This window comes from Terriglobales bacterium, assembly GCA_035691485.1.
GTDB lineage: Bacteria > Acidobacteriota > Terriglobia > Terriglobales > Acidobacteriaceae > JAIQGF01.
Map to the genome: position 1 here is coordinate 139831 of DASSIZ010000069.1, position 21324 is coordinate 161154.

A 21324-nucleotide genomic window follows, 5' to 3' on the forward strand; every position below is an offset into this window, starting at 1 on the left:
CGTGCCATCCTCCCCCGCGGTTGGGAGAGTGTACCCAAAAATGGCTCTACTGGCTAATGGTTACGAACATGGGCTGTGGCGAGCCCGAAGCGTTGGTGTTGACCACGGTGTCGTCGGAGGTGCGGATCGAGGAGATGTTGTTCGAATCGCGATTGGCGACCACGACTTTGGTGGAACCAGCGTCGGCTGCGAGAGATACCGGTGCGGCGCCCACGGTAATGGTCTTACGCACCGCCAGACTGACCGCATCCACCACGGACACCGTATTGCCGGTGCAACCGGTCAGGTTGACTGCGTCGGCGCAACCGGCGTTCGCCACGTAGATTCGTGATCCGTCCGGCAGCGGGGCGATCGAAGTAGGGCCGGCGCCGACCGTTACCCTGGTCAACAAGGTCAGGCCGACATCGGCGTTGAAGATCGAAATTGTGTTCGACCCGGCATCCGCCACGTAAAGCCGGCGATAACGTGCGTCGAAAATCATGAAGCGCGGCGAGGCGCCGGTGGCAACCGTCGCAACTACTGAATTGCTGGCCACATTGATCGCCGTCACCGACCCGCTGCCCTGGTTTGCGACGTAGACCGTATTGCCGTCGGAATTAATGGCAATCGCCGAAGGCAAGCTGCCGACGGGAATGGTCGCTACAACCGCTCCGTTGGCCGGAGTAATCACGCTGACCGTCCCGTCTCCCTGGTTAACGCAATACAGCTTTGTACCGTCGGGGGTCTCGGCGAGCGCCACCGGCGTGCGTCCGACGGGAAAGCTTTTCTGCAGCGCGTGCGAGACAGTCGAAATCTGCCCGACGGTGTTCGCGCCCGAATTGGCCACGTAAATGAAAGAGCTCTCGGTCGAGCCTACGAAGACAGGCGCCGATCCGCTCGGCAGGGTGATAATGCTGACCGTGGAACCCTGCGAAAAAGCCTGGAATGTTGCAACCGAATCATCCCCTTTGTTGGCGACGAACAGTGCACCCGCGCCAAGCAAAAATGCGGCGTGCACGGGGCCGCGTCCAACCGTGAAATTGCCGATGTTGGTATCGCCGGAAATGTCAATGGCGGTTGCCACGCCGGGAGAGCCGTTGTTGTTGCTGAGCACGACTGCCGCGCGCGATGCCTGCGGGTCGCCTCCGGGTTTGAGAACCGGGTTGGCAACCGGCCGATAGACGTCTCCACAGCCCGTCAGGATGACCCAAGCGAGCGCGGCGGCTAGACCGGCGAGCACGCTGCCGCGTGTCTTCCAAGAACTGGCGGATGATTGCACCGGCAACGCCGGACATTCAGCAGGTCTGCCCATGAGGAAATTTCTATTGTATCGGCAGCGCAGCTTTGGCGCTAGGGCGGTTCCGCGGTGCACGACCGGCAAAGCAATGCACACGACGAATCACCCAACACGCGTGGCAGCCGAACATCGTAAGCGCAGCCCGCTAGGCAGCTCTCTTTCGTCCCGCTGTCGTCTTTCCACGACCACCCTTGATGTGCGATTGTGACGCTTCCTGCACTTGGCTGACGCGTTCCGCAGGCTTCTTTTTCTCCATCTGCGCCAAACTTTGTTTCAGGGCGGCCATCAGGTCGGTGACCGGCGCCGGTTTGGGCTTAGGGATCGCCGTGACTTCCTTGCCTTCCAAGTGCGCCTTGATCAGGGCCTTAACGTTGTCTTCAAACGTGTCGTGAAACTTTTCCGGCTGGAACTTTCCCTGCAGGGCGTGGATGAGTTGGTGAGCGATCTTGATCTCCCCCTCGCGCACCTCGACATTTTCATTGCCGAAATTTTCCATCTGGCGCACCTCATCGGCGTAATACATGGTGTGCAGCAGGATGCCGTTCTTGTACGGCCGCAGGATGACCGTGTACTCGCGGTTATGCATGGTGAGCTTAGCGATGGCGACGGTCTGCGTGTCTTCCAGCGCCCGGGCCAGCAGCACATAGGGACGTCGGCCCGCTTCCTCGGGCATCAGGTAATAAGAGGTCTCGTAATAGATAGGATCGACCTCATCATCCTTGACGAATTCCAGGATCTCCATCGCCTTGGCGGTCTTAGGCTCGATTTTCTTGATTTCGTCCGGCTCGACAACCACGTACTCACCCTTGCGGTACTCATAGCCCTTGACGATCTCGTTGCGCTCCACCACGCGCTCGTCGTGCGGGCAGTAGAGCTGCTGCTTGATACGCGTGAGATCGTCGCGATGCAGCATGTGAAAGGAAATGCGACTGCCGCGGGCGCCTGAAAACAAGCGCACCGGCATCGAGATCAGACCAAACGTCAGGTAACCAGACCAAACGGAGGAAGGCATTCAAAGCTCCAGAGCAAAGTTGAGTAAGTGGTTTCTGCGCCGATATCCAGCCTCAGCGCCGAAAACGCGCAACACCCGCCCTTTGGTACGATGCTGGTCAGCGAATCTGGTGTCGCCAGCCGTCGTGCAGACTCTTATCAGGTCGGAAGCGCTGGTCGCGGTGGCCGTCACCACGGCATTTGCGGGGGGCGCATGGCTGCTGCGCGGAGTCACTCCGGGCGGCGCGATGGCGGGATTTCTGATTGCGCTGGCAGTCTTCGCCACCTCAGGCCCTGGCAGCTTTGCGGTGCTGGTCACGGTGTTTGCGGTGGCTTGGCTTACCACCAGGTTGGGCTATCGGCGCAAGCAAATGCTGGGCACCGCGGAGGACGCGCGCGGCCGCTCGGCGGCTCAGGTGCTTGCCAACTTGGGCGCCGCCGCTGGATTCTCCGTTGCTGCCGCCATCACAGGTCACCGCACCCTGCTGGTCGCGGCTATGGCGTCATTTGCCGAAGCTGCCGCCGACACTGCCGCCAGCGAGTGCGGCCAGGCGCTGAGCGAACGAGCCTACTTGATTGTCTCGATGCGCTCCGTTCCCGCCGGCGCCAATGGCGGGATCAGCGCACCGGGGACTCTGGCCGCAGTGGTGGCTGCAGCGATCGTGTCGACGATTGCAGCCGTCACGCACGTCGTGCCGTGGCCGGCATTGCCTGCGATTGCGGCAGCGGGCGTGTTGGGAACCATCGTTGACAGCGTGCTTGGCGCCACCCTCGAAACGCGCGGCGCAATCGGCAATAACGGCGTAAATTTCGCGGGCACGGTTTCGGCGGGACTACTGGCGCTGCTGCTCCGGTAAACGCGATGATTAAGAAACTTGTTTTCGCTTGCGTGCACAATGCGGGAAGGTCGCAGATCGCCGCCGCTTGGGCGCGTCATCTTGCCGGGGGGCGCGTGGAAGTGCTCTCCGGCGGAACAGAACCAGGACCGCACCTCAATGTCCAGGTAGTCGAAGCCATGCGGGAGGCGGGCGTTGACCTCGCCGGCATTCGACCGCAATTGCTGACCCCGGAACTGGTGCGTGGCGCTGAATACATGGTCACGATGGGCTGCGGCGAATCCTGCCCTGTCATCCCTGGAGTAAAACGCCGGGATTGGCCGATCGCCGACACCCGCGGGCAACCGATCGAGGTCGTGCGCACGATTCGCGATGAAATCAAGGGCCGGGTCATCGACCTTCTCCGGTCCGAGGGAATTCTGGCGAATCCTTCCTGTTAACTCCAAGGTGCTAATTCTTCAGTTCTGTATTTTTTGGCGAAACATCTGGGATACGATTTGCGTCTAAGTGAGGGAGCTCTCCTCGATGCGTTGGCGGACTTTCATGATCGGCTGGACGATGGCACTGCTGGTGCTGCTCATCGCCCATCCCAAACGGCGAAGCGCCAACCATGATGTAGGCACGGCAGTGGTTGAACTTACCTACGCCGCGACACCCCATTCCGCACCCAACCGGCAGTGGAATCCCAATTCCGGCCACCCGCAGCGGGTGGTCGCGCCGCTGGTGGTCGTAGATGTCACCTCGAAAGTGCGTTCCAATGCGCATTACCGCCTGACCATGGATGATATCGCCGCCTGGGAAGAAGTACACGGACATGTCCCTTGGAATGCGGTCGTTCTTTCGCGTAGTGACGTATCCGCCGATTGGCTGGTTCGGGACCTTCGCCCGCAAGCCGGAAACGCCGGGCACTTCCCTGGCTTCAGTGAGGACGCAATCCGCTTCCTGGTAGAAGCGCGAGGCGTCTATGGCCTCGGCACCGAGACTCCTGACAGCGGGCGCTCGGTGGTTCTGGTTTACCGCGGCGTCAACCAATAAGCGAAAACTGGCCTACTGCGGAAACCACGACGGATAAATCCGCCAAAAAATATAGCTAGCCGCCTCGCGGAGCGCGGCCGAGAGTTTGGCGCTCGTAGTACGAGGCACCGAAGCCGGGCGCGGCGAGCCGTACGCGACAATACCGTAGCGCCACAGCAGCCGCTTGATGCGAAAAATGTGGTAAGCGTCGCTGACCGCGACCACGGTGCGCATGCCGTTGGTGCGCAGGATACCGCTGACGCGCTGCGCCGATTCGGCCGTGTCCTCCCCCTGCGTCTCGGCAATCAGGTTGCCGTCGGGAATGCCGCGGCGCGACAGGTAATCGCGGCCCACTCCTCCCTCGGTGAATTTGGGATCTGCACCGGCGCCCCCAGTGGTGATGACCATCGGCGCCAAACCACGCTCGAAGAGATCGTAGGCATGATCGAGACGAGCCCGATAGACGGGCGAAGGCCGGCCGGAATATTCCGCGGCTCCGAAAACAATGATGGCGTCGGCGCGCTGGGCTTCATCAATGTGTGCCTGCCGCACAATCAGCAAAGCCGAGACCGCAAAGGCTACCGCGGCAATTGCCACGAACCACAGCGCCAGTCGGGCCAGGATCGCACCCGTGTGGCGAACACGTTGTCGGGAGGACACGACGGGTACGTTCAAAGCAGGTTCAGAGCCCGGTTTCATTCTCCGCCGAGCGTAGCGGCGATGTCCTGGCGTGGAACGGCGCCTTCACGCAGCAGGCGCCATCCGCCCTCACTGAGATCCACGATGGTGGAAGAAACGTCGCGAGGGGAGGGGCCGCCATCCACGATAATCGATATCCGTTCCTGCAGCTGGTCGCGCACGGCGGCGGCGGTGGTGCACTCGCTGGCGCCGCTGAGGTTGGCCGAGGTCGCGGTGATCGGCACGCCGGCGGCGCGGATCACCGACAGCGGGATGTTCGCCGAAGGCACGCGAATCGCAATGTGGCCGGTGTTCGCCGTCACTTTCAGGGGAAGGCGCGAGGCCGCCTGGACAATGATGGTCAGAGGCCCGGGCCAGAACTTGCGCGCCAGTTCATAGAATTCGTCCGGCAGGGGATCGCGCGCGAGCATCTCCGCCTGCTCCTCGCTCTCGATCAGCAGCGAGAGCGGCTTGTGGCGCGACCGCGATTTGATTTCGTAGACACGCTCCACGGCGCGGAGGTTGAACGGGTCGGCCGCGAGACCGTAAAAAGTATCGGTCGGCATGCCCAGCACTTGCCCGGACTTGATCTGTTCCGCCGCGTAATGCACCAAAGAAGACTCGGGCGTGTCGCTGCTGATTTTCAGGATTTCGGCGCGCACACTCATCCTTATAGGCACAGACTGCATGGCTGAAACCGCGAATACTAACTTACCATCGGCGCAATCGCAAGGGAAGCAAACCAGTCGCGAGCGCGCCCTTGGCCAGGCGGGCCGAGGCCCGAATTGGACCCGCACGATGGCGAAACCGCGGAGCGTATTATTTTGTCGATGCCACACCAGGATCGCCTGCGTCGCGTTTCCAGCCGCCACAACGCGCTGGTCAAGGAGCTCCGGCGCGCGTTTCACGACGGGGAGCCCGCCTCCGACGGCTCGATAGCGATTGAGAGTGTCCGCACGATCGAGGAAGCCATCCGCAGTGGATTACGTTTCCGCACCGTGTTCTTCAGCGAATCTGGGCAGGCCCGGGCAGAGCGGCTGTTGCCCCAGCTCTCGACCCAGGTGGAAACGCTGCTCTTGCCCGACGAGGTTTTCCAGGGTGTGGTTGCGACCGAGACGCCGCAGGGGGTCGCGGCGCTGGTCCGCCTGAAAACACACAAGCTTGAGGACCTTCTCGCCGCGACAAAGCCGCTGATCCTGGCCGCCGCCGGCGTGCAGGACCCCGGCAATCTCGGCACGATGATACGGTCCGCCGAAGCATTTGCCGCCGCCGGCCTGCTGACTGGGGAGGGAACGGTGTCTCCCTACAATCCGAAGGTGGTGCGGGCTTCGGCAGGATCGCTGTTCCGATTGCCGGTTTTGGTGGTGGAACTGGAGCCGGTCCTGGCGGAACTGCGCGAGCGCGGCCTGAAACTGCTGGCCACCTCGTCGCATAAAGGCACACCCGTGGACGAAGCGGACTTGACAGTTGGAGCTGTCGTGCTCATCGGCAATGAAGGTGCTGGCGTGCCGAAAGAGATCATGCGGCAGGTTGACAAGCAGATTGCCATTCCGCACAAATCCAAGGTCGAGTCATTGAATGCAGGAATTGCAGCATCTATCGTGTTGTACGAAGCTGCACGGCAGAGGCGGACCAAAGAATGAGCCTGTTCCAGCCAGTTCCCAGCAGAGATGAGCCGCCGGACCGATCGACGCCGCTGGCCGATCGGATGCGACCGCGCTCCCTGGATGAGTTTGTCGGGCAAGAACACCTGCTCGCGCCCGGCAAACCGCTACGCTTGCAGATTGAGCGCGACGATCCCGGGTCGATCATCTTCTGGGGACCGCCGGGCGTCGGTAAGACTACGCTAGCGAAAATCATCGCACGCGTGACCAAGGCGGACTTCATCGAATTTTCCGCCGTGCTCTCCGGGATCAAGGAAATCAAGCAGGTGATGGCGGACGCAGCCAAAGCCCGCGAGTTCGGCACGCGCACGATCGTCTTCATTGACGAAATCCATCGTTTCAACAAGGCGCAGCAGGACGCATTCCTGCCGCACGTGGAAAAAGGCAACATCCGGCTGATTGGCGCGACGACGGAGAATCCGTCGTTTGAAATTATCGGCGCGCTGCTCTCACGCACGCGCGTCTACGTGCTGAACCCGCTTACGGAAGCGCAGATCGTGCTGCTATTGCGGCGCGCTCTGGAGGACCGCGAGCGCGGACTGGGTGAGATGAACCTGCGGGCCAATGATGAAGTGCTGCAGAAGATTGCCGCCTATTCCAGCGGCGATGCGCGGTCTGCGTATAACGTGCTGGAAGTTGCGGCCGCCAGCGCGGGCGAAAACGGAGAGATCTCCGACTCGCTGGTTCATGACGCGCTCCAAAGGCGGGTGCTCCTCTACGACAAGACCGGCGAAGAGCACTACAACCTGATCTCGGCGCTGCACAAGTCGGTGCGCAACAGCGATCCCGACGCATCTCTCTACTGGCTGGGGCGCATGCTGGAAGCGGGAGAGGACCCGCTGTACGTGGCGCGACGCCTGGTACGCATGGCGGTGGAGGACATCGGACTAGCCGATCCCAATGCGCTCTCGCTGTGCATGGCCGCGCGCGATGCGGTCGACTTCATTGGCATGCCGGAAGGGAATCTCGCGCTGGCCGAGGCTGCGGTATATCTGGCAATCGCGCCGAAGTCGAACGCGCTCTACACCGCCTATGGCTCGGTACAGGAGGACGTCGAAAAGACGGCGGCAGAACCGGTGCCGCTGCACCTGCGCAATGCGCCGACGGGACTGATGAAGGAGCTCGGATATGGCGCTGGCTATCAGTACGCGCACGATACCGCGGAAAAAGTCGCCGACATGCAATGCCTGCCGGACAATTTGCGCAATCGTAGCTACTACCATCCGACCGCGGAAGGGGTGGAGAAACGGATTCGGGAGCGAATCGAAGAGATCAGGCGCAGGCGGAAGGCGCAGAAATTAAATACTGAAACAGACAGTAGCTCGTAGCTGGTTAGCTCGTAGCTGGGGACTCCGAACTCCCCCGAGCTACCAGCTACCAACTCCCACCTACCAGGTTATCCGAAGCGGGCGCGGTGTTCCTTGAGAATACAGTGGTCCATCACCACGAAAATGCCCGCGCGGCGTGCCTTTTCAGCCGCCTGCTGGTGCACCACACCCTCCTGCATCCAAATGGCGGGAACTTTCAACTGGATTGCCTGGTCCACGACTTCGGGCACGTACTCCGGCCGCCGAAAGATGTTTACGACATCGATTTTTTCTTTGACGTCGAGCAGCGAGGCATATGCCGGCTCTCCAAGTACGTCGCTGATCGTGGGATTCACCGGAATGATGCGGTAACCCTGCAACTGCATGTACGCAGCCACCCCGTGACTGGCACGCAAGGGGCTGTCGGAGAGCCCGACGACGGCTATGTTTCGCGCGTTCTTAAGAAGGTCGCCAATCTGATCGGACTTCGTGAGGGGCACGTGATACTCCGCCGGCAACCGGCCATTGTATAGCATCCGCACGGCGACCAGAGGTCGCATGACGATACATATAACGACGCGACCGGCCGGCCGAATGCCGACTACGCATCGATCACTCCAATGCGCTCTTCTTCTCGGTGCGCTCCCGGAACAATTTAAGTGCGACCTTGCGAATGGTGTCGGTGACATTTTTGTTCATCGACAGCGCGCGCAAGTCCATGTTCAGCAGGTTCTTGACGATGTTGAGTTGCACATCGAGCGGGCAGCGCGGATTGTTGGCCAGGGCCCGTACGACGGCGTAGATCTTGATGTACTTTCGTTTTCCGGCAATGCCACGAAGGACTGTCTCCTGCACGTTTTTCATGGAAGCGAAAACTTCAACTTCCTGCTCGTTCACCTTCGGTGACTCGAGCACGGCGGAAGAGACGACCTTGGAAGCATCACGGATCAGGATGTAGCGCTCCTCCCTGTTCCCCTTGATCGCCAACTGCACGCGGTCGGCGACGGTCAGGCGCGCAATCTTCTGTAACGGCGAGATGCGCTCCTGATCCCTATTCGAAGGCTTCGCAATCCTGTGTCCGGAGTCTTGCACTGGTGGCGGCGCCGGCGCCTCTTCGGCATGCGGCGCCTCGGATTCATCTTCCCCGACCAATTGAAACTCTTTGCCCTCGTCGGCCGCGATTTCGTCAGCGTGCTCCGCTATATATTGAATGGCGGCTTCCTCGACCACGAGGTCATCCGCGTGCTCGGGCGCAGTCTCCGGTGGCGGCATCTGTTCGAGCGCCGCTTTCACTTGCTGCACCTGCGAGGCCAGCAGGGCCGGATTCGAACTGAGCGCCTGCAAAATTTCGCGCGATGCCCTGGCGCGAGCGGTCGCCAGCAGCAACTGCGCTGACTCGGTGGAATGTTCCTGCGCCATTTCCAGCAATGCCGATTCCGGGGTCGCGGGGTTGTCGAGCAGCGCCGGCATCAGGCGGGGCCGCCGGTTTTTCAGAAAATAATCGAGAACTTCCCTGGGGCTGTCGGGATCGGAGCAGACTTGGCGACAGGCGGCCTCGTCCCAGCCGGCGAGCGTGAGGCGGGCATCCTCCCCGAAGATCGGAGTGGAGGCCAGGTGTACGAGAATCTCGATCATCTCGGCGGGTGGAAGGGCGAGCGCGCCTTTCGCGGCTGAGCGCACTACGTTAGCCGGCACCTCGGATTGCTTGATCAGGTCGATCATCCGCGGCATGGGTTCACTCCTGGGCCGCCGGCGCGCCGTTCCAGTTCCTCGACCACGCGTGACAATTCGTTCACCAGGCGTTTGCGGCCGTGAGCAGCCGCTTGATCTGCATCGTCGCGTCCCTCGGCGATGCGAAATGCGCCTACCAGGGCGCGGTAATACCATAACGTGCCCTGCTTCTTTCCGCTGAAACGGTCGAAGACGCGGTCGCCAATCTCGTAATGGTCGGAGAGAATGGCTCGGGCATTGTGGACTTTGTCCGCCGCGGACACGAGCCTCACCTCGGCATCGGCTTCGCGCTCGACGTGGGCGATGTACTTCTCCTTGCGCTCGCACCATGGCGCCTTGCAGTCGGGATCGATTTCATCAGAGTCGGTGCAGCCGTTCACAATGCGCGCAACCTTGGCGCCGAATATCCTGCGGATTTCCTCCAGGCGCGGCCGTCCACCCTGGTCTTCGACCGCGTCGTGGAGAAGCGCAGCGATCGCCATCTCTTCATCGCCACTGGATTCCAGCACCAGCGAGGCCACCCCCAGCAGGTGCCCGAGGTAAGGGATGTCCTGCCCCTTGCGCGGCTGGTCGCGGTGCAGGCGAGCTGCATAGACCAGCGCGTCGTTGAACTTCTCGCTCAGTGGGCGAGAGAGGATGCGCTTCTTGAGCTTGTGAGAATCGGGCATGAATGCTTACCCATGATTCCTATCGCATGTTGGGGACTCACAGCAAGTTTTTCCGCGCAGAGCTTCCAGGCCCTCGCGAGCGATGATCGGCACCATGATGAGCCCGGCGACGGGATCGGCCCACCACCACCGCAACAGCGCATTCAGCAGCAGTCCCCCGAGCAGAATGGCCGAGAGATAAGCGCAGATGTCGGTTTGGCGCGAATCTGCGCGCAGCGCGCTGCTGTTCAATTGGGCCGCAACCCGCCGCTTGGCACGCGCAAGCAGCGGCATGGCAATCAATGACGCGATCGCAACCGCGATACCGAACCAGCTGCTTTCCGGCTTTTCATGCTTCACCAGTGAAGCGACAGCGTCATACGTAACGTACATTGCGAGCGCGAAAAAGCTCAGGCCGACCAGCCGCAGCGCCAATTGTTCTCGCCGCTCGCCTTCTTCTCCCGCCCGAAGCCGCCATAGCAGGACGCCGCCGGAGAAGCACTCAATGACGGAATCAAGCCCAAACCCGACCAGCGCGATAGAGCCGGCGATGACGCCAGCCACGATGGCGACGAACGCTTCGAGCGAGTTCCACGCCAGGGTGAGGTACTCGAGTCTTCGCCCAAGCCGGACGGCCGAAAAATCTTGAGAAGATGCTGTCACCATAGCAGGGTGAAGCCCTAGGTGTTTAACTGTTGCTGCTCGCTGCGCCGCATGAGCAAGTAAGCCCGGATAAAGGGCTGCAGGTCTCCGTCGAGCACGCGGTCTACATCCCCCATCTCGAAACGAGTGCGCAGGTCCTTGACCATGCGATAGGGCGCCAGCACGTAGGACCGGATCTGCGAGCCGAAATCGATCTCGAGTTTGGAGTCCTCGATCTTCTTGCTCTGAGCGCGCTTCTTTTCCAATTCATGCTCGTAAAGCCGGGAGCGCAGCATGCTCATGGCGCGATCGCGGTTCTTGTGCTGCGATCGCTCGTTCTGGCAGCTCACGACGATGCCGGTGGTCAAGTGCGTGATGCGCACGGCCGAATCGGTGGTGTTGACGTGTTGTCCGCCCTTGCCGCCGGATCGATAGGTATCGACGCGCAGGTCTTCCGGCCGGATGTCCACCTGGATGGACTCATCGATTTCCGGCGACACAAAGACGCTGGCAAAGGAAGTGTGGCGCCGCTTGGCCTGGTCAAAGGGCGACATGCGAACCAGGCGATGCACGCCGATCTCGCTGGTCATCAGCCCATAAGCGTAATCTCCGTTGACCGTGAAAGTAGCCGACTTGATGCCCGCTTCTTCGCCGGGCTGGTAATCGTTCAGTTCGGCTTTGAAGCCCTGGCGCTCCGCCCATCGCATGTACATGCGAAGCAGCATCTCGGCCCAGTCCTGCGACTCGGTGCCGCCGGCGCCAGGGTGGATGGTGACGATCGCATTGCGCGCATCGTTCTCGCCGGAGAGCAGCGTTTCAGTTTCAAGCTTCTCGACGCGATCACGCAGCGACGCAAGCTCGCGCTGCAGGTCGTTGGAAACATCCTCGCCTTCGCGTCCGAGTTCGAAATAGGCGTCGAGATCGCTAATGCGGCGCGCCAGTTCGGCTTCCGTGGACAGCATGTCCTCCAGGCGCTTGCGCTCCCGCATCACAGTCTGGGATTTTTCAGGATTCGACCAGAGGTTGGGGTTGGAAGCTTCTTTTTCCACCCGCTGCATCTGCTCGCGCAGCCGGGGAACGTCAAAGATACTCCCGCAGCTCACGCACTTTGTCGCGCAACGGGAGATATTGCTGTTCGAATTCTTCCAGCATCTCGTACCGTCCCTACGGGACTCAGAATGAAATTACGCTCGGTCCCGGCACTTACGGGCCGGGCTATGAACTGCCGCCCGGCGGGCTCTGTCCAGTCCGGTGCCGACCCTAAAGGTAAGGTGGCAATTCATCGATTGAAATGCCAGCCCTCGAATAACAGGTGACGAACAAAGGGCAGAGTTGCGAGCAACGCTATCAAGGAAATTATCGCACACAGCCAGACGAACCAGTTTCCGTGCCGGGTGTAAAACGTGGTACCGCGCACGACGCTGTAAGGCACGTCGATGGAAGTCCTCACGTTGCGCGCAGCCTGCGCCACCACGCGGCCATAGGGATCGATAGCAACGGTGATGCCGGTATCGGTGGCGCGCACCAGCCAGCGATTGTTTTCAATCGCGCGCATGCGCGCCTGGTTCAGGTGTTGCACCGGCGCGCCGGTCTGGCCGAACCAGGCGTCGTCGGAGATGTTGACGAAGACCTGCGCGCCGTTTTTCGCGAACTCGCGGATTTCCGCCGGGTACACCGCCTCGTAGCAGATAAAGACGCCCATGCGGTAGTCGCCTAGAGCGAGGGGTTGGCGCGATGTGCCGGGAATGAAGTCGCCAACCTCGCGCGTGAGTTTGCCGGCAAAGCTCAACAGGCGCTTGAAGGGAACATACTCGCCAAAGGGCACAAGGTGGATCTTGTCGTACCGTGCGATCCAGTCGCCGCTCGGGGCAATAACCGCGGCCGAGTTGTACAGCTGTGACGCTGACTGAGTACCGTTGGGCAAGCCCAGGCTGCCCACCACCAGCGTCGCGTGGGTGCGGCGCGCAACTTCGCTGACGGCAGCTCGAAACTCGGGATTGTTGATGAAGAACGGCGCCGGCGACTCCGGCCACACGATCAGGTCGGGCGACAACTCGGTGGGGCCGAGTTCGCCGGGTCGCGGCACGCTGAGTTCGTTCAGTTCGCGCAAGGTACTCTGGAAATATTGTGAGGTCCACTGCTCGCCGTTGAGGATCGGTATATTCGCCTGCACCAGCCGGGCGGTGCGATCGGCGGGGAGCCGCGCCGGCTGCACTAGTTCGCCCGCTTGCAGCAAGCCAGCCACACATATGGTTGCCAATAGCACCATGCGACGCCGTTTCGCGTCTACCAGGAAGGCCGCGGCGAATGCGGTGTTGACCAGAACGATTTCAAAAGACAGGCCGTAGACCCCGGTTGCGGTCGCGATGCGGGTCAGCGGAATGTTATTCACCACCACAGTGCCGAGCGGATCCCAGGGAAAATCGAAAGGGAATCCGCGGACGATCTCCAGCGGCACCCACAGGAACGGCGCCAGCAACAACGCCTTCTGGCGCAGCAGGCCCTTGGCCAGGATCGCCAGCAGCAGGCCGAAGACCCCCCACATCACGCCCAGCGCAAGGCAAAACAGAATCAGGACACCCAATGAGGTGGGACCGTCCAGCCCGCCATAGCTGTGCATGACGTGGTAGATCCAGTACGTCGTTCCAAACGACCAAATCACCCCGCCCACATAACCGAGCAGAAAACCCTGGCGGGCGCTGACCGGCGCGAAGTCCTCCCCGGCTACTTTTTGGCCGCGCACAATGGCCACGAAGACGGGTGCTAAGGCAAGCCAGGCGAGGAAACTTAATGCAGGCAGGGGATAGATGAGGCTCTGCAGCACGCCCGATGCAACCGCGAGGATCCATGCCGAGCGGGCCAAGCGAGGTTGACTCGCGAGTTCGCCGCGAGCAACCAGGAACGGACGCGCGCCCCGACCCAGTTCCACCAGCCGGGCGTCTTTGCGATCATTGCCGTTGGCATCATCCATGGCCTGTCGCGATTCTACCGCGTTGAATCCGTTCAGCTCTGTTACAGTATGCGGTTCCCGAATAAAACTCCTCAGCCCAACATTCCGCACTTGCTGGTGGGGCAAACGGGACACGATCAAAACCTGGAGATTTCATGCGCCCGGTTGTGCAACGCATTTTCCTGGTCATCGTTCTGACGATTCTTGCCATTCAGCCCGCTTCTCCATGGTGGGACAACGGGCACGTCTTGATCAATCGGACCGCGGCGCTGAAGGTGCCCGCCAGCATGCCTTCTTTCATGCGCCTGGCCGCCGAACGCCTCGCCTACCTCGGCCCGGAACCGGATCGCTGGCGCGAGCGTTCCGAGTTCTCTCTCAAGAATTCACAAGAGCCCGACCACTACCTCAACATGGAGATGGTTGCCGACGTTCCTGACCTTCCCCAGGGACGCTACGATTATTACCGCCTGCTCTATGCCAAGCGCGTGGCCGCGAAAAAAAACGGCGACGAGTTTCTGCCGGAAACGGTTGGCACGCAGCCCTACATTACGATCGAGATTTATGATCGGCTGAAAGTCGCTTTCCGTGAATACCGGCGTATGAAGCAGCAGAACCTGCCGACCGAAGCGGTCGAGCAGAACGCCGTCTTGTACGCGGGATGGCTCGGGCACTACGTTGCTGACGGGTCCAACCCCCTGCACACCACGATCAGTTACGACGGTTGGGTCGGTCCCAACCCGAACGGCTACACCACGCAGAAGGGCATTCACGCAGAGTTTGAAGGACGCTTTGTCACTCGCACGCTGGACCAGATGGAGATCGCGAGCCTGGTGCAGGAGCCTGTACGCCAGAAGGATCCCTGGCACGATTACCTGCAATACCTTCGCGATTCCAACCATCTGGTCGAAAAGGTCTATCAACTCGAAAAGGCTGGCGAATGGAAGGACACGGGCACTCCGGAATCACGCCAATTCCTGCGCCAGCGCCTGGCCGCCGGCGCGCAGATGCTGCTCAACCTCTGGTACACAGCGTGGGAGGAAAGCGCATTGCCCGTGCCACCGCGTTCCCCAACTCCCGCAAGCGGAAAATAAGCGACGAGCTATTGAAAAAATCGTGGAATCCGATCCGGCCTCCAACTCCTCCAAGCTCAACATTTGCCGCCGGACATTACCTTCGTGACCCAACCTGGTTACGGGCGCAACGTTTCTCCCGCGTGTCGATGCGGCTACAGTTGATGCAACTGGGGTGAACCAATGAAAGAAGCGATCATTATCTGCTTCGAGTGCCGCAGACGGACGAACCGGGAAGAAATCCAGTCAGGCAACCACAGCCATGCCGACTTGCTGGAACTGGAATCCCCGTTCGATCCGGCGGTCAACGCGGAAGACTAACCGGCCGCCCGCTTCCGGCTGAACATCTGCGCCAGTTCAGTGTGCCCGCGCTCGTTCGCGATCTCGATGGCGGTCTTTCCCTCATCGTTGCCCGCAGCTGGATCGGCCCCGTGCCGCAGCAAACACTCCGCCATTTCACGATTTCCCTGGTTCGCCGCTTCATGCAGCGCCGTCCAGCCCAAGTGCTGACGCGCATTCACGGGCGCTCCGCGCTCCAGCAGCACGCGGACGATAGGCAATCGGCGTCCCGCGGCAGCGCTGTGCAGAGGTTGCACGCGCATTGGATTCTGCGCTATCGCCGTCACCTCCGCGCCACGGTCTAACAGGAACTTCGCTGCTTCTTCTTGTCCAAAAAAGCAAGCCAAATGGAGAGGGGTGAAGCCATCGGGGGACCAGGAATTCACTTGCGCGCGGTTCTCATCCAGCAACTCCCGCAAACGAGCGATGTTGCCCAGCGTCGCCGCTTCGAACACGTCGAGGGAGATACCCGATGCAAGCAGCAGTTGCACGACCACGGTCTGACCGCGATAAAGTGCGTTCATTACCGCGGAAATGCCGTTTTCGTCGCGTTCGGTCGCGAGTGCAGGATTGGCCCGCAAAGCTTCCCGGGCGCGGATGAGGTCATTCGCCTTGATGCCTGCAATCAGATCATTGCCTGAAGCCACGATTCACCCCTTGCCACCATCCGACAATGCTAGTCCCGGGAAATGATCGGTGTAAAGAAATCCGCCGCGGTCAGCGCCGCGGCGGTCTCTTCTCATAAGAGTGGACTGTCAATTTATCGGGGCGGGCAGTTCGCCATGCCGCCAGTGCCAACCGTCGCACTGGTGGTGGTCTTGGGACTCGTCGCCGAGCTCGGATTGGCAGACGTGCTGGAAGCGCCTGGAGTTGTGCCGGTTACGGTGCCGCTCGGCGTCGTGGTGGTTCCTCCAGTGGTCGCAGTGGCGCCGGTTGTGGACGGATTGGTTGTCGCGCCCGTTCCAGTGGCCGTGGTCGCGGCACCTGTTCCGGAGGCAGTCGTGCCCGCACCCGTTCCGGTGGCGGTGGTGCCCGCACCGAGATTCGGCGTCACCGGGCACGGATTCGAAACTCCGCTCGTGCCGGTTGCCCCGGTGCTGGAGGTGGCGCTCGGAACGCTAGTGGTTCCGGCTTGATTCGTCCCAGTCCCGGCAGTATTTCCAACTTGAGTGCCGGTGGTGGTCGTCGGGCCGGTGACGCCGGTAGTGGTATTCGACGGAGTGATACCGGTGGTCGTCGCCGTGTTGTTTGTGCCGGTGGTTGATGGCGTTGTGTTGGTGCCCTGGGCCGGAGTGGCGGTGGTGCCGGCTGCTCCGGTTGCCTGACCCGGTGTTGTACCGGCTGTGCTTTGCGCCACGGCCATTCCGGTCGCGAATAGCAAAGTGACAGCAATCATCGTCCATCGTGTTCGCATGTGTGCTCCTGGTTATAGGTGATTCAAGAATGGGATGGAGAAGGCAGGCGCGAAGATGTCTTGTGGAGGCGGGTTGCCCGCTTCCTTCCGCAATTCGCGAGCATCCAATACCGGGAGGTTTGTCACGATGACGAAATTCGCCGCCGAGCCGCAGGTCACGTTCCAAGAAGAAACTCCACGCGATCCCGAAGACCGGCTCGTTGCGTTGGCGCCGGAATCCATTCGCGACAAGATGCTCGACAAGACGATCGCCGACAGCTTCCCCACAAGCGATCCGCCTTCCAGTCTTCCCGACCCCTGCACGGAGGATTCCTTCGCCACCCGCGAGGAGAAATTGCTGGAGCGGCAAATCGGGTTGGATTCTGGGAAGCCAGGAAAAGCGGCGTAGCTCAGGCCTGGTCGCTCAACAATTTCTTTAGGTAGGCTTCGATGTCCGGCCCGCGCGCGTTTCCGAGCACCTTCTCGACCCAGGCGTTGCGCTCAAACCAGAGAATCTGCAGGTCCCAGACCGTCCCAAAACATCCTGTGGCGGTGACGTCGTCCAGCGCTTCCGGATTTCCGGTTGCCGAGCGGTAAACGTAGCGCTGCAACTCGTTTTCCCGGCTCCACCAGGCAACAAAAACAAAGTTGGCGTCACGACCCTCATGGATGGCAAGGAATCCGACGCTATGCGCGCCGTTGTCGTCGCACGCAACGGGCAGCCGCTGTGCCGCGATGCGCTTCGCGGTGTCAACCAGCGATTGCGCAGGTCGTTGATGCTGGCTTGATGTTCCATACACCTTGACGCGCCATCCGTTGTGCTCCCACAATTCAAAAAAGCGGACTGGCAAGGGACGAAAGGGTTCCGAAAGATGGATGGGTTTACGCTTTGGAGCTTCGGTGGCGGGCACGGTGGCCCCAGTGTCCTACATCCGCGCCGATTCGTAAATCCATTTCAGTAGATCTGGTAGGCAGGAGCCATCGAGCGAACGTCCGGCTTGCGCCCGGTCAGCAGCAGCGCTCCAATACGTTTGAAATCGCGAAGCTCCGCGGCATTGCGGAACCACTTTCCACTGTATTCATCGGGTGTGGGTGTCTCGTCGGGGATGCGCATGGCTTCGACATCTTCGAAAGCATGCGCCTTCAGTAACTGCACGTACTCGGCCTCGGAACGCACGTGGACAGGGATCTTCAACTCCTCTACCCAACGCAGGGAATAAGGATTGTCTTTGTACAGGTTGATAAGCAGGAAAAACCGGCCGCGCGGTGCCAACACGCGGAACAACTCCGCGAGCGTGCGCTCCTGGTCGGGATAATAATAAAAGGCCTCGACCGATAGCGCTTTGTCGAAGAAGTTCTCTTCCCAGGGAATCTGTTGCGCCGAGCCCCATATGAACATGACGTTTTCGAAATCTCTCGACGCGACGCGCGCCTGGCGGATCATTTCGTCAGAAATGTCAACGCCGATCACTTGCCCAAAGCCTTGCGGCCCTTCGCCGACCAGGCGGGCCAGCAGGCGCGTAGCCCAGCCGGTGCCGCAGCTCAAATCCAGGACACGCTCGCCCGGCCGCAGGTCCATGATCCGGATCGTTTTTTCGGTGATGTCGAGATGGTGTTTTTCCATCTCCGCGCCGCGGCCTGTCTCGGCCCAGTGGTTGAACTCATCGCGTAGCTGCTGTTCGGGAGTCATGCCTTTATTGTAGCGAGGAGATTTCATTTCGTGCACGTGTGCTACAGTAACGCGCCGATGGCTGATCCCAACCGGCCGCAGACTCAGCTGCCCATCCTCTATTGCCCCAATTGCGCCCGCGAAGTCTCCGACCCGCTCACCTGCGGCGACTGCTCGGCAGTGATTTGCCGTGCCTGCGGCACTCCACTGGAGTCGCCGGATGAACTCGGGATCGCCTGATCCCGGCGGCACAAACACCGTATAGTAGAAGTGATGGGCAGGGTTGTATTCAGACTGCCGGTAGGCGGGTTGCGATACAACGTCACCGGCGCCGACTTGGCTGCGCTGGCGGCGGTGCTGCTGCTTTTGTTTGCTTATCTGTGGCTGCTGCGCTCGGCGCGACATCGTGAAACTCGCTTCACTAGCGAAGCGCAACGTGCCATCGCCTTTGCGCGCGTCGAGGCCGAACGCTTGCAATCGCCGACCATCGAACCCGTGCATCTGCTTCTTGGGCTGCTGCATGTCGCCGTGCCAGCGATCGTGCGCTACTTGCCTGCCGATTCGCACCAAGCCATTCGGGAGGAGATCAGGGACCGCGTCGGCGGCGGGGCCATCGTGGATTACCGCGATGACCTTCCCTTCAGTGACGATGCGCAGCGCGCCCTGGTGGCGGCGGCGCGTGAAGCTCGCGGCCTCAACTCACGCCAGATCGGAGCCGAGCACCTGCTGCTCGGATTGCTCCACTCCGATACTTCCCTTGCCGCGCTCATCCTTCGCGAACGCGGTCTCCGACTCGACCCGTTGCGTGCCTCGCTCGGCGGCTGGCAGGAATAACCTCACCTGGCGGTTGGGCCGATTCCGGCGCTCGCATTGCGCTTGCACCCGCTGGTTCGATAACCTGCCTCCGGTAGGGAGGTGCGGAGTTGAAGCTGTTGGTGATCGGCGCAGGCATGATGGGATCGGCGGCAGCATACGACATGGCGCGCGCGGAAACGGTGGAGTCGGTCACGCTGGCTGACATGGACCGCAAGCGCGCCAGAGAAGCGGCAACGCACATCAACAAGTTGGCCGGAACGAAAAAAGTGCGGGCCGTCGAGGTCGACGCGCGAAGCGAAAAATCGGCTGTGAAACTGATGCGCGGACATGATGCCGCGCTCTCCGCGGTGCCGTACTTCTTCAATCTGGGTCTGGCACGCGCGGCGGTGGAGGCTCGTTGCCACTTCGCCGACCTCGGGGGAAACAACACCGTCGTCCGCCAGGAATTCGCTCTCGACCGCAAGGCCGCCAAGCGTGACGTCGCCCTTGCGCCCGATTGCGGCCTCTCCCCCGGCATGGCGTCAATTCTTGCGGGCGAATTGATGCGGAGGATCGGCGGCGAGGCCGCCGCGCTGAAAATCTATGTCGGCGGACTGCCTGAAAATCCTAAGCCACCTTTCAACTACCAGCTCGTGTTTTCCGTAGAAGGTCTCATCAACGAATACGCCGAACCAGCGAAAATCCTGCGCAACGGAAAGATCGTCGAAATCGAGCCGCTTACCGAGCCCGAGGTCTTCCGCCTCGAAGGCTTTCCACCGCTGGAAGCATTCCACACTTCGGGAGGCACCTCAACGCTGCCCGAAACCTATCGCGGCAAGGTGGGTGAATGTTTCGAGAAGACGCTGCGCTACCGCGGTCACTTGGCGATGATTCGCGCGCTCTATGACCTGGGTCTGTTTGCAAAAGAGAAAAGGAAATTGGGAAAAGTTGAGGTCGGCCCGCGCGAACTGATGGCCCAGTTGTTCGAGGAACGCTTCGCGGGCATGGATCCTGACATCACTATCCTGCGCATCGAGGTGCACGAAAAGCGTCCCGGCGGCCTGCGCGCGTTGCTGGCGGAGAAACGCCCGGCTCGCGTTCTCTCGTTCACCCTGGTGGACCACTACGACCCGCGCACCGGAATGACCTCGATGATGCGCACGACCGCATGGCCGGCTTCGATCATCGTGCAGATGCTCGCCGCCGGTGAAATCGCAACGCGCGGCGCGGTCCGGCAGGAATTGGATGTCCCGGCGGAAGCGTTTCTGGCTGCCATGGCTCGCCGCGGCATCCAAATTCATTACGAAGAGAGATGAAAGCGTTGACCAAGTATCTCGACCGTCTGCAGCCTCTGGCCCTGCTGATCCTGCGCCTGGTTCTGGCGACGATCATGATCGCGCACGGCTCGCAGAAGGTTTTCGGCGGAATGCCGCGGCACGAGTCACTGGTGTCCGCCATTGGCTTCCCGGCGTGGATGGCCTATCTTTCGGCAGCGGCCGAGTTCGGGGGCGGCATCCTGGTATTGCTCGGCGTTTTGACGCGCTTGGGCGCGCTGGCCATCACGATCGACTTGGCGGTTGCCATCGTGAAAGTGCATGCGAAAGCGGGCCTGCGCGGGCCCGGCGGTTTTGAATTTCCTCTGGCCGTGGTGGCAATCGCATTCGCGTTGATTTTCTTCGGCGCCGGACCCATCTCGCTCGACACCATCTTCAGCGGAAGGCCCACTCTCGATCGCGGGCGCTAAAAATTATCCCCACTCCGTACCGCCCACTGGGCGCCACGGGAGTGGGGAATGTTTATGTCATTGAGCTATGCCGCACGCGCTTCCACGTTAATCCGTTCTGCGATCTGGTTCAGCAGGCGATCGGTTTCCTTCTCCTCGTCAAGCGTCTCCTGCAGGATACGCGCAACTTCCTGCTGCCCCAGCAGGGCGGCATAGGTGCGCACCGTTCCATACGCTGCAATTTCGTAGTGTTCCACTCGCTGCGCGCCGGCAATCATGCCCGCATCCCGCGTGTCCGGATCCTTTGCGTCCTTGATCAGCTTTTCGCCTTCCTTGATGATCCCTTTGATGCCATCGCAGGTTTTATCCTCACGATCGACGCCTCGGAGCTGGTCGAAAACGCGGTCCAGGCGCTGCAGGTGCACGCGCGATTGCTCCAGGTGCTTGTTGAAAGCCTGGCGCAATTCACCAGATGAAGCCTTTTCCTCCATCTTCGGCAACGCTTCGATGATCTGCTTTTCCGCTGAGTACAAGTCCTGAAGTTCATCCACAAATAGTTGTTGCAGGTTCTCGATTTTCACAGGGTTCTCCTTCTTTGGA

Annotated in this window: 28 protein-coding genes; 14 read left to right on the forward strand and 14 right to left on the reverse strand. The window is 61.0% G+C overall.

What is annotated here, in order from left to right:
• Window positions 1-46 precede the first annotated feature (46 nt).
• Together VFI82_09025 and VFI82_09030 are read right to left on the reverse strand one after the other, a co-directional pair.
• The gene (locus VFI82_09025; protein ID HET7184817.1) at window positions 47-1291 is read right to left on the reverse strand and encodes a YncE family protein; all 1245 of its coding nucleotides are present in this window, start codon (window positions 1289-1291) and stop codon (window positions 47-49) included.
• A gap of 130 nt (window positions 1292-1421) precedes the next feature.
• Window positions 1422-2288: a Ku protein gene (locus tag VFI82_09030; protein HET7184818.1), complete on the reverse strand. Its 867-nt coding sequence runs from the start codon at window positions 2286-2288 to the stop codon at window positions 1422-1424.
• Between the two features lie 124 nt (window positions 2289-2412).
• Here VFI82_09030 and VFI82_09035 point away from each other — a divergent pair, with 124 nt between their 5' ends.
• From VFI82_09035 to VFI82_09045, 3 genes are all read left to right on the forward strand, one after another.
• Window positions 2413-3123, forward strand: coding sequence for a DUF92 domain-containing protein (locus tag VFI82_09035; GenBank protein ID HET7184819.1), 711 nt, complete (start codon window positions 2413-2415; stop codon window positions 3121-3123).
• A gap of 5 nt (window positions 3124-3128) precedes the next feature.
• Window positions 3129-3542, forward strand: coding sequence for an arsenate reductase ArsC (locus VFI82_09040; GenBank protein HET7184820.1), 414 nt, complete (start codon window positions 3129-3131; stop codon window positions 3540-3542).
• An 85-nt stretch (window positions 3543-3627) separates the two neighbouring features.
• Window positions 3628-4137, forward strand: a complete 510-nt coding sequence (locus tag VFI82_09045) for a cyclase family protein (protein HET7184821.1) — start codon at window positions 3628-3630, stop codon at window positions 4135-4137.
• 12 nt (window positions 4138-4149) lie between these two features.
• Here VFI82_09045 and VFI82_09050 read toward each other — a convergent pair whose 3' ends face one another.
• Both VFI82_09050 and VFI82_09055 read right to left on the reverse strand, forming a co-directional pair.
• Window positions 4150-4776, reverse strand: coding sequence for a YdcF family protein (locus tag VFI82_09050; protein ID HET7184822.1), 627 nt, complete (start codon window positions 4774-4776; stop codon window positions 4150-4152).
• Between the two features lie 35 nt (window positions 4777-4811).
• Window positions 4812-5456: an L-threonylcarbamoyladenylate synthase gene (locus VFI82_09055; protein HET7184823.1), complete on the reverse strand. Its 645-nt coding sequence runs from the start codon at window positions 5454-5456 to the stop codon at window positions 4812-4814.
• Window positions 5457-5579: 123 nt separating this feature from the next.
• Between VFI82_09055 and VFI82_09060 the strand changes: the two genes are divergently transcribed.
• Window positions 5580-6437, forward strand: a complete 858-nt coding sequence (locus tag VFI82_09060; GenBank protein ID HET7184824.1) for an RNA methyltransferase — start codon at window positions 5580-5582, stop codon at window positions 6435-6437.
• Window positions 6434-7786 (forward strand): replication-associated recombination protein A, encoded by a 1353-nt coding sequence (locus VFI82_09065; protein ID HET7184825.1) that lies wholly within the window; start codon window positions 6434-6436, stop codon window positions 7784-7786. The genes VFI82_09060 and VFI82_09065 overlap by 4 nt, the downstream gene beginning before the upstream one ends.
• Before the next feature lie 68 nt (window positions 7787-7854).
• Here VFI82_09065 and VFI82_09070 read toward each other — a convergent pair whose 3' ends face one another.
• The 6 genes from VFI82_09070 to lnt all read right to left on the reverse strand — a co-directional run bounded on the left by VFI82_09070 (window position 7855) and on the right by lnt (window position 13756).
• Window positions 7855-8265, reverse strand: a complete 411-nt coding sequence (locus tag VFI82_09070) for a CoA-binding protein (protein ID HET7184826.1) — start codon at window positions 8263-8265, stop codon at window positions 7855-7857.
• Between the two features lie 112 nt (window positions 8266-8377).
• Window positions 8378-9496 (reverse strand): hypothetical protein, encoded by a 1119-nt coding sequence (locus VFI82_09075; protein ID HET7184827.1) that lies wholly within the window; start codon window positions 9494-9496, stop codon window positions 8378-8380.
• Window positions 9484-10164, reverse strand: coding sequence for an HD domain-containing protein (locus VFI82_09080; protein HET7184828.1), 681 nt, complete (start codon window positions 10162-10164; stop codon window positions 9484-9486). Before VFI82_09080 ends, VFI82_09075 begins: the two co-directional genes overlap by 13 nt.
• A 6-nt stretch (window positions 10165-10170) precedes the next feature.
• Window positions 10171-10809 (reverse strand): cation transporter, encoded by a 639-nt coding sequence (locus tag VFI82_09085; GenBank protein HET7184829.1) that lies wholly within the window; start codon window positions 10807-10809, stop codon window positions 10171-10173.
• Between the two features lie 14 nt (window positions 10810-10823).
• Window positions 10824-11937 (reverse strand): peptide chain release factor 2 gene (gene prfB / locus VFI82_09090; GenBank protein HET7184830.1). Its coding sequence is split into 2 segments (ribosomal slippage): window positions 10824-11867 and window positions 11869-11937, totalling 1113 coding nucleotides; the frame shifts between segments, so codons are not numbered across the junction.
• Between the two features lie 127 nt (window positions 11938-12064).
• Window positions 12065-13756 (reverse strand): apolipoprotein N-acyltransferase, encoded by a 1692-nt coding sequence (gene lnt, locus VFI82_09095; protein HET7184831.1) that lies wholly within the window; start codon window positions 13754-13756, stop codon window positions 12065-12067.
• A gap of 134 nt (window positions 13757-13890) precedes the next feature.
• Between lnt and VFI82_09100 the strand changes: the two genes are divergently transcribed.
• On the forward strand, window positions 13891-14826 hold the full coding sequence (locus VFI82_09100; GenBank protein HET7184832.1) for a nuclease: 936 nt from the start codon (window positions 13891-13893) through the stop codon (window positions 14824-14826).
• A 162-nt stretch (window positions 14827-14988) separates the two neighbouring features.
• Entirely contained in the window at window positions 14989-15126 is a 138-nt protein-coding gene (locus VFI82_09105; protein ID HET7184833.1) for a hypothetical protein, read from the forward strand.
• Here the strand turns inward: VFI82_09105 and VFI82_09110 are convergent.
• Complete coding sequence (locus VFI82_09110; protein HET7184834.1) at window positions 15123-15791, reverse strand: ankyrin repeat domain-containing protein; 669 nt, start codon at window positions 15789-15791, stop codon at window positions 15123-15125. The genes VFI82_09105 and VFI82_09110 overlap by 4 nt on opposite strands.
• Window positions 15792-15926: 135 nt before the next feature.
• Between VFI82_09110 and VFI82_09115 the strand changes: the two genes are divergently transcribed.
• From VFI82_09115 to VFI82_09125, 3 genes are all read left to right on the forward strand, one after another.
• Window positions 15927-16280, forward strand: a complete 354-nt coding sequence (locus VFI82_09115; protein ID HET7184835.1) for a hypothetical protein — start codon at window positions 15927-15929, stop codon at window positions 16278-16280.
• Window positions 16281-16313: 33 nt separating this feature from the next.
• The gene (locus VFI82_09120; GenBank protein ID HET7184836.1) at window positions 16314-16469 is read left to right on the forward strand and encodes a hypothetical protein; all 156 of its coding nucleotides are present in this window, start codon (window positions 16314-16316) and stop codon (window positions 16467-16469) included.
• Between the two features lie 216 nt (window positions 16470-16685).
• Entirely contained in the window at window positions 16686-16946 is a 261-nt protein-coding gene (locus VFI82_09125) for a hypothetical protein (GenBank protein HET7184837.1), read from the forward strand.
• A gap of 1 nt (window position 16947) precedes the next feature.
• On the opposite strand, the gene VFI82_09130 is transcribed toward VFI82_09125, so the two are convergent.
• The gene (locus VFI82_09130; protein HET7184838.1) at window positions 16948-17388 is read right to left on the reverse strand and encodes a hypothetical protein; all 441 of its coding nucleotides are present in this window, start codon (window positions 17386-17388) and stop codon (window positions 16948-16950) included.
• 104 nt (window positions 17389-17492) lie between these two features.
• Window positions 17493-18254 (reverse strand): methyltransferase domain-containing protein, encoded by a 762-nt coding sequence (locus VFI82_09135; protein HET7184839.1) that lies wholly within the window; start codon window positions 18252-18254, stop codon window positions 17493-17495.
• A 3-nt stretch (window positions 18255-18257) separates the two neighbouring features.
• Between VFI82_09135 and VFI82_09140 the strand changes: the two genes are divergently transcribed.
• The 4 genes from VFI82_09140 to VFI82_09155 all read left to right on the forward strand — a co-directional run bounded on the left by VFI82_09140 (window position 18258) and on the right by VFI82_09155 (window position 20745).
• A complete protein-coding gene (locus tag VFI82_09140; protein HET7184840.1) occupies window positions 18258-18446 on the forward strand; it encodes a hypothetical protein in 189 nt (62 codons plus the stop codon).
• A 33-nt stretch (window positions 18447-18479) separates the two neighbouring features.
• Entirely contained in the window at window positions 18480-19040 is a 561-nt protein-coding gene (locus VFI82_09145) for a Clp protease N-terminal domain-containing protein (protein ID HET7184841.1), read from the forward strand.
• An 89-nt stretch (window positions 19041-19129) separates the two neighbouring features.
• Window positions 19130-20317, forward strand: a complete 1188-nt coding sequence (locus VFI82_09150) for a saccharopine dehydrogenase C-terminal domain-containing protein (GenBank protein ID HET7184842.1) — start codon at window positions 19130-19132, stop codon at window positions 20315-20317.
• On the forward strand, window positions 20314-20745 hold the full coding sequence (locus VFI82_09155; protein ID HET7184843.1) for a DoxX family protein: 432 nt from the start codon (window positions 20314-20316) through the stop codon (window positions 20743-20745). Before VFI82_09150 ends, VFI82_09155 begins: the two co-directional genes overlap by 4 nt.
• A gap of 65 nt (window positions 20746-20810) precedes the next feature.
• Here the strand turns inward: VFI82_09155 and VFI82_09160 are convergent, their stop codons facing one another.
• Complete coding sequence (locus VFI82_09160) at window positions 20811-21305, reverse strand: ferritin-like domain-containing protein (GenBank protein ID HET7184844.1); 495 nt, start codon at window positions 21303-21305, stop codon at window positions 20811-20813.
• Window positions 21306-21324: the final 19 nt, after the last annotated feature.

Excerpts from the sequence above, each read along its gene's own strand:
- VFI82_09025 (HET7184817.1), bottom strand. The coding sequence starts at position 1,291 with ATGGGCAGACCTGCTGAATGTCCGGCGTTGCCGGTGCAATCATCCGCC.
- VFI82_09030 (HET7184818.1), bottom strand. The coding sequence starts at position 2,288 with ATGCCTTCCTCCGTTTGGTCTGGTTACCTGACGTTTGGTCTGATCTCG.
- VFI82_09040 (HET7184820.1), top strand. The coding sequence starts at position 3,129 with ATGATTAAGAAACTTGTTTTCGCTTGCGTGCACAATGCGGGAAGGTCG.
- VFI82_09045 (HET7184821.1), top strand. The coding sequence starts at position 3,628 with ATGCGTTGGCGGACTTTCATGATCGGCTGGACGATGGCACTGCTGGTG.
- VFI82_09065 (HET7184825.1), top strand. The coding sequence starts at position 6,434 with ATGAGCCTGTTCCAGCCAGTTCCCAGCAGAGATGAGCCGCCGGACCGA.
- VFI82_09075 (HET7184827.1), bottom strand. The coding sequence starts at position 9,496 with ATGCCGCGGATGATCGACCTGATCAAGCAATCCGAGGTGCCGGCTAAC.
- VFI82_09080 (HET7184828.1), bottom strand. The coding sequence starts at position 10,164 with ATGCCCGATTCTCACAAGCTCAAGAAGCGCATCCTCTCTCGCCCACTG.
- VFI82_09085 (HET7184829.1), bottom strand. The coding sequence starts at position 10,809 with ATGGTGACAGCATCTTCTCAAGATTTTTCGGCCGTCCGGCTTGGGCGA.
- lnt (HET7184831.1), bottom strand. The coding sequence starts at position 13,756 with ATGGATGATGCCAACGGCAATGATCGCAAAGACGCCCGGCTGGTGGAA.
- VFI82_09100 (HET7184832.1), top strand. The coding sequence starts at position 13,891 with ATGCGCCCGGTTGTGCAACGCATTTTCCTGGTCATCGTTCTGACGATT.
- VFI82_09105 (HET7184833.1), top strand. The coding sequence starts at position 14,989 with ATGAAAGAAGCGATCATTATCTGCTTCGAGTGCCGCAGACGGACGAAC.
- VFI82_09115 (HET7184835.1), top strand. The coding sequence starts at position 15,927 with ATGCCGCCAGTGCCAACCGTCGCACTGGTGGTGGTCTTGGGACTCGTC.
- VFI82_09125 (HET7184837.1), top strand. The coding sequence starts at position 16,686 with ATGACGAAATTCGCCGCCGAGCCGCAGGTCACGTTCCAAGAAGAAACT.
- VFI82_09135 (HET7184839.1), bottom strand. The coding sequence starts at position 18,254 with ATGAAATCTCCTCGCTACAATAAAGGCATGACTCCCGAACAGCAGCTA.
- VFI82_09145 (HET7184841.1), top strand. The coding sequence starts at position 18,480 with ATGGGCAGGGTTGTATTCAGACTGCCGGTAGGCGGGTTGCGATACAAC.
- VFI82_09155 (HET7184843.1), top strand. The coding sequence starts at position 20,314 with ATGAAAGCGTTGACCAAGTATCTCGACCGTCTGCAGCCTCTGGCCCTG.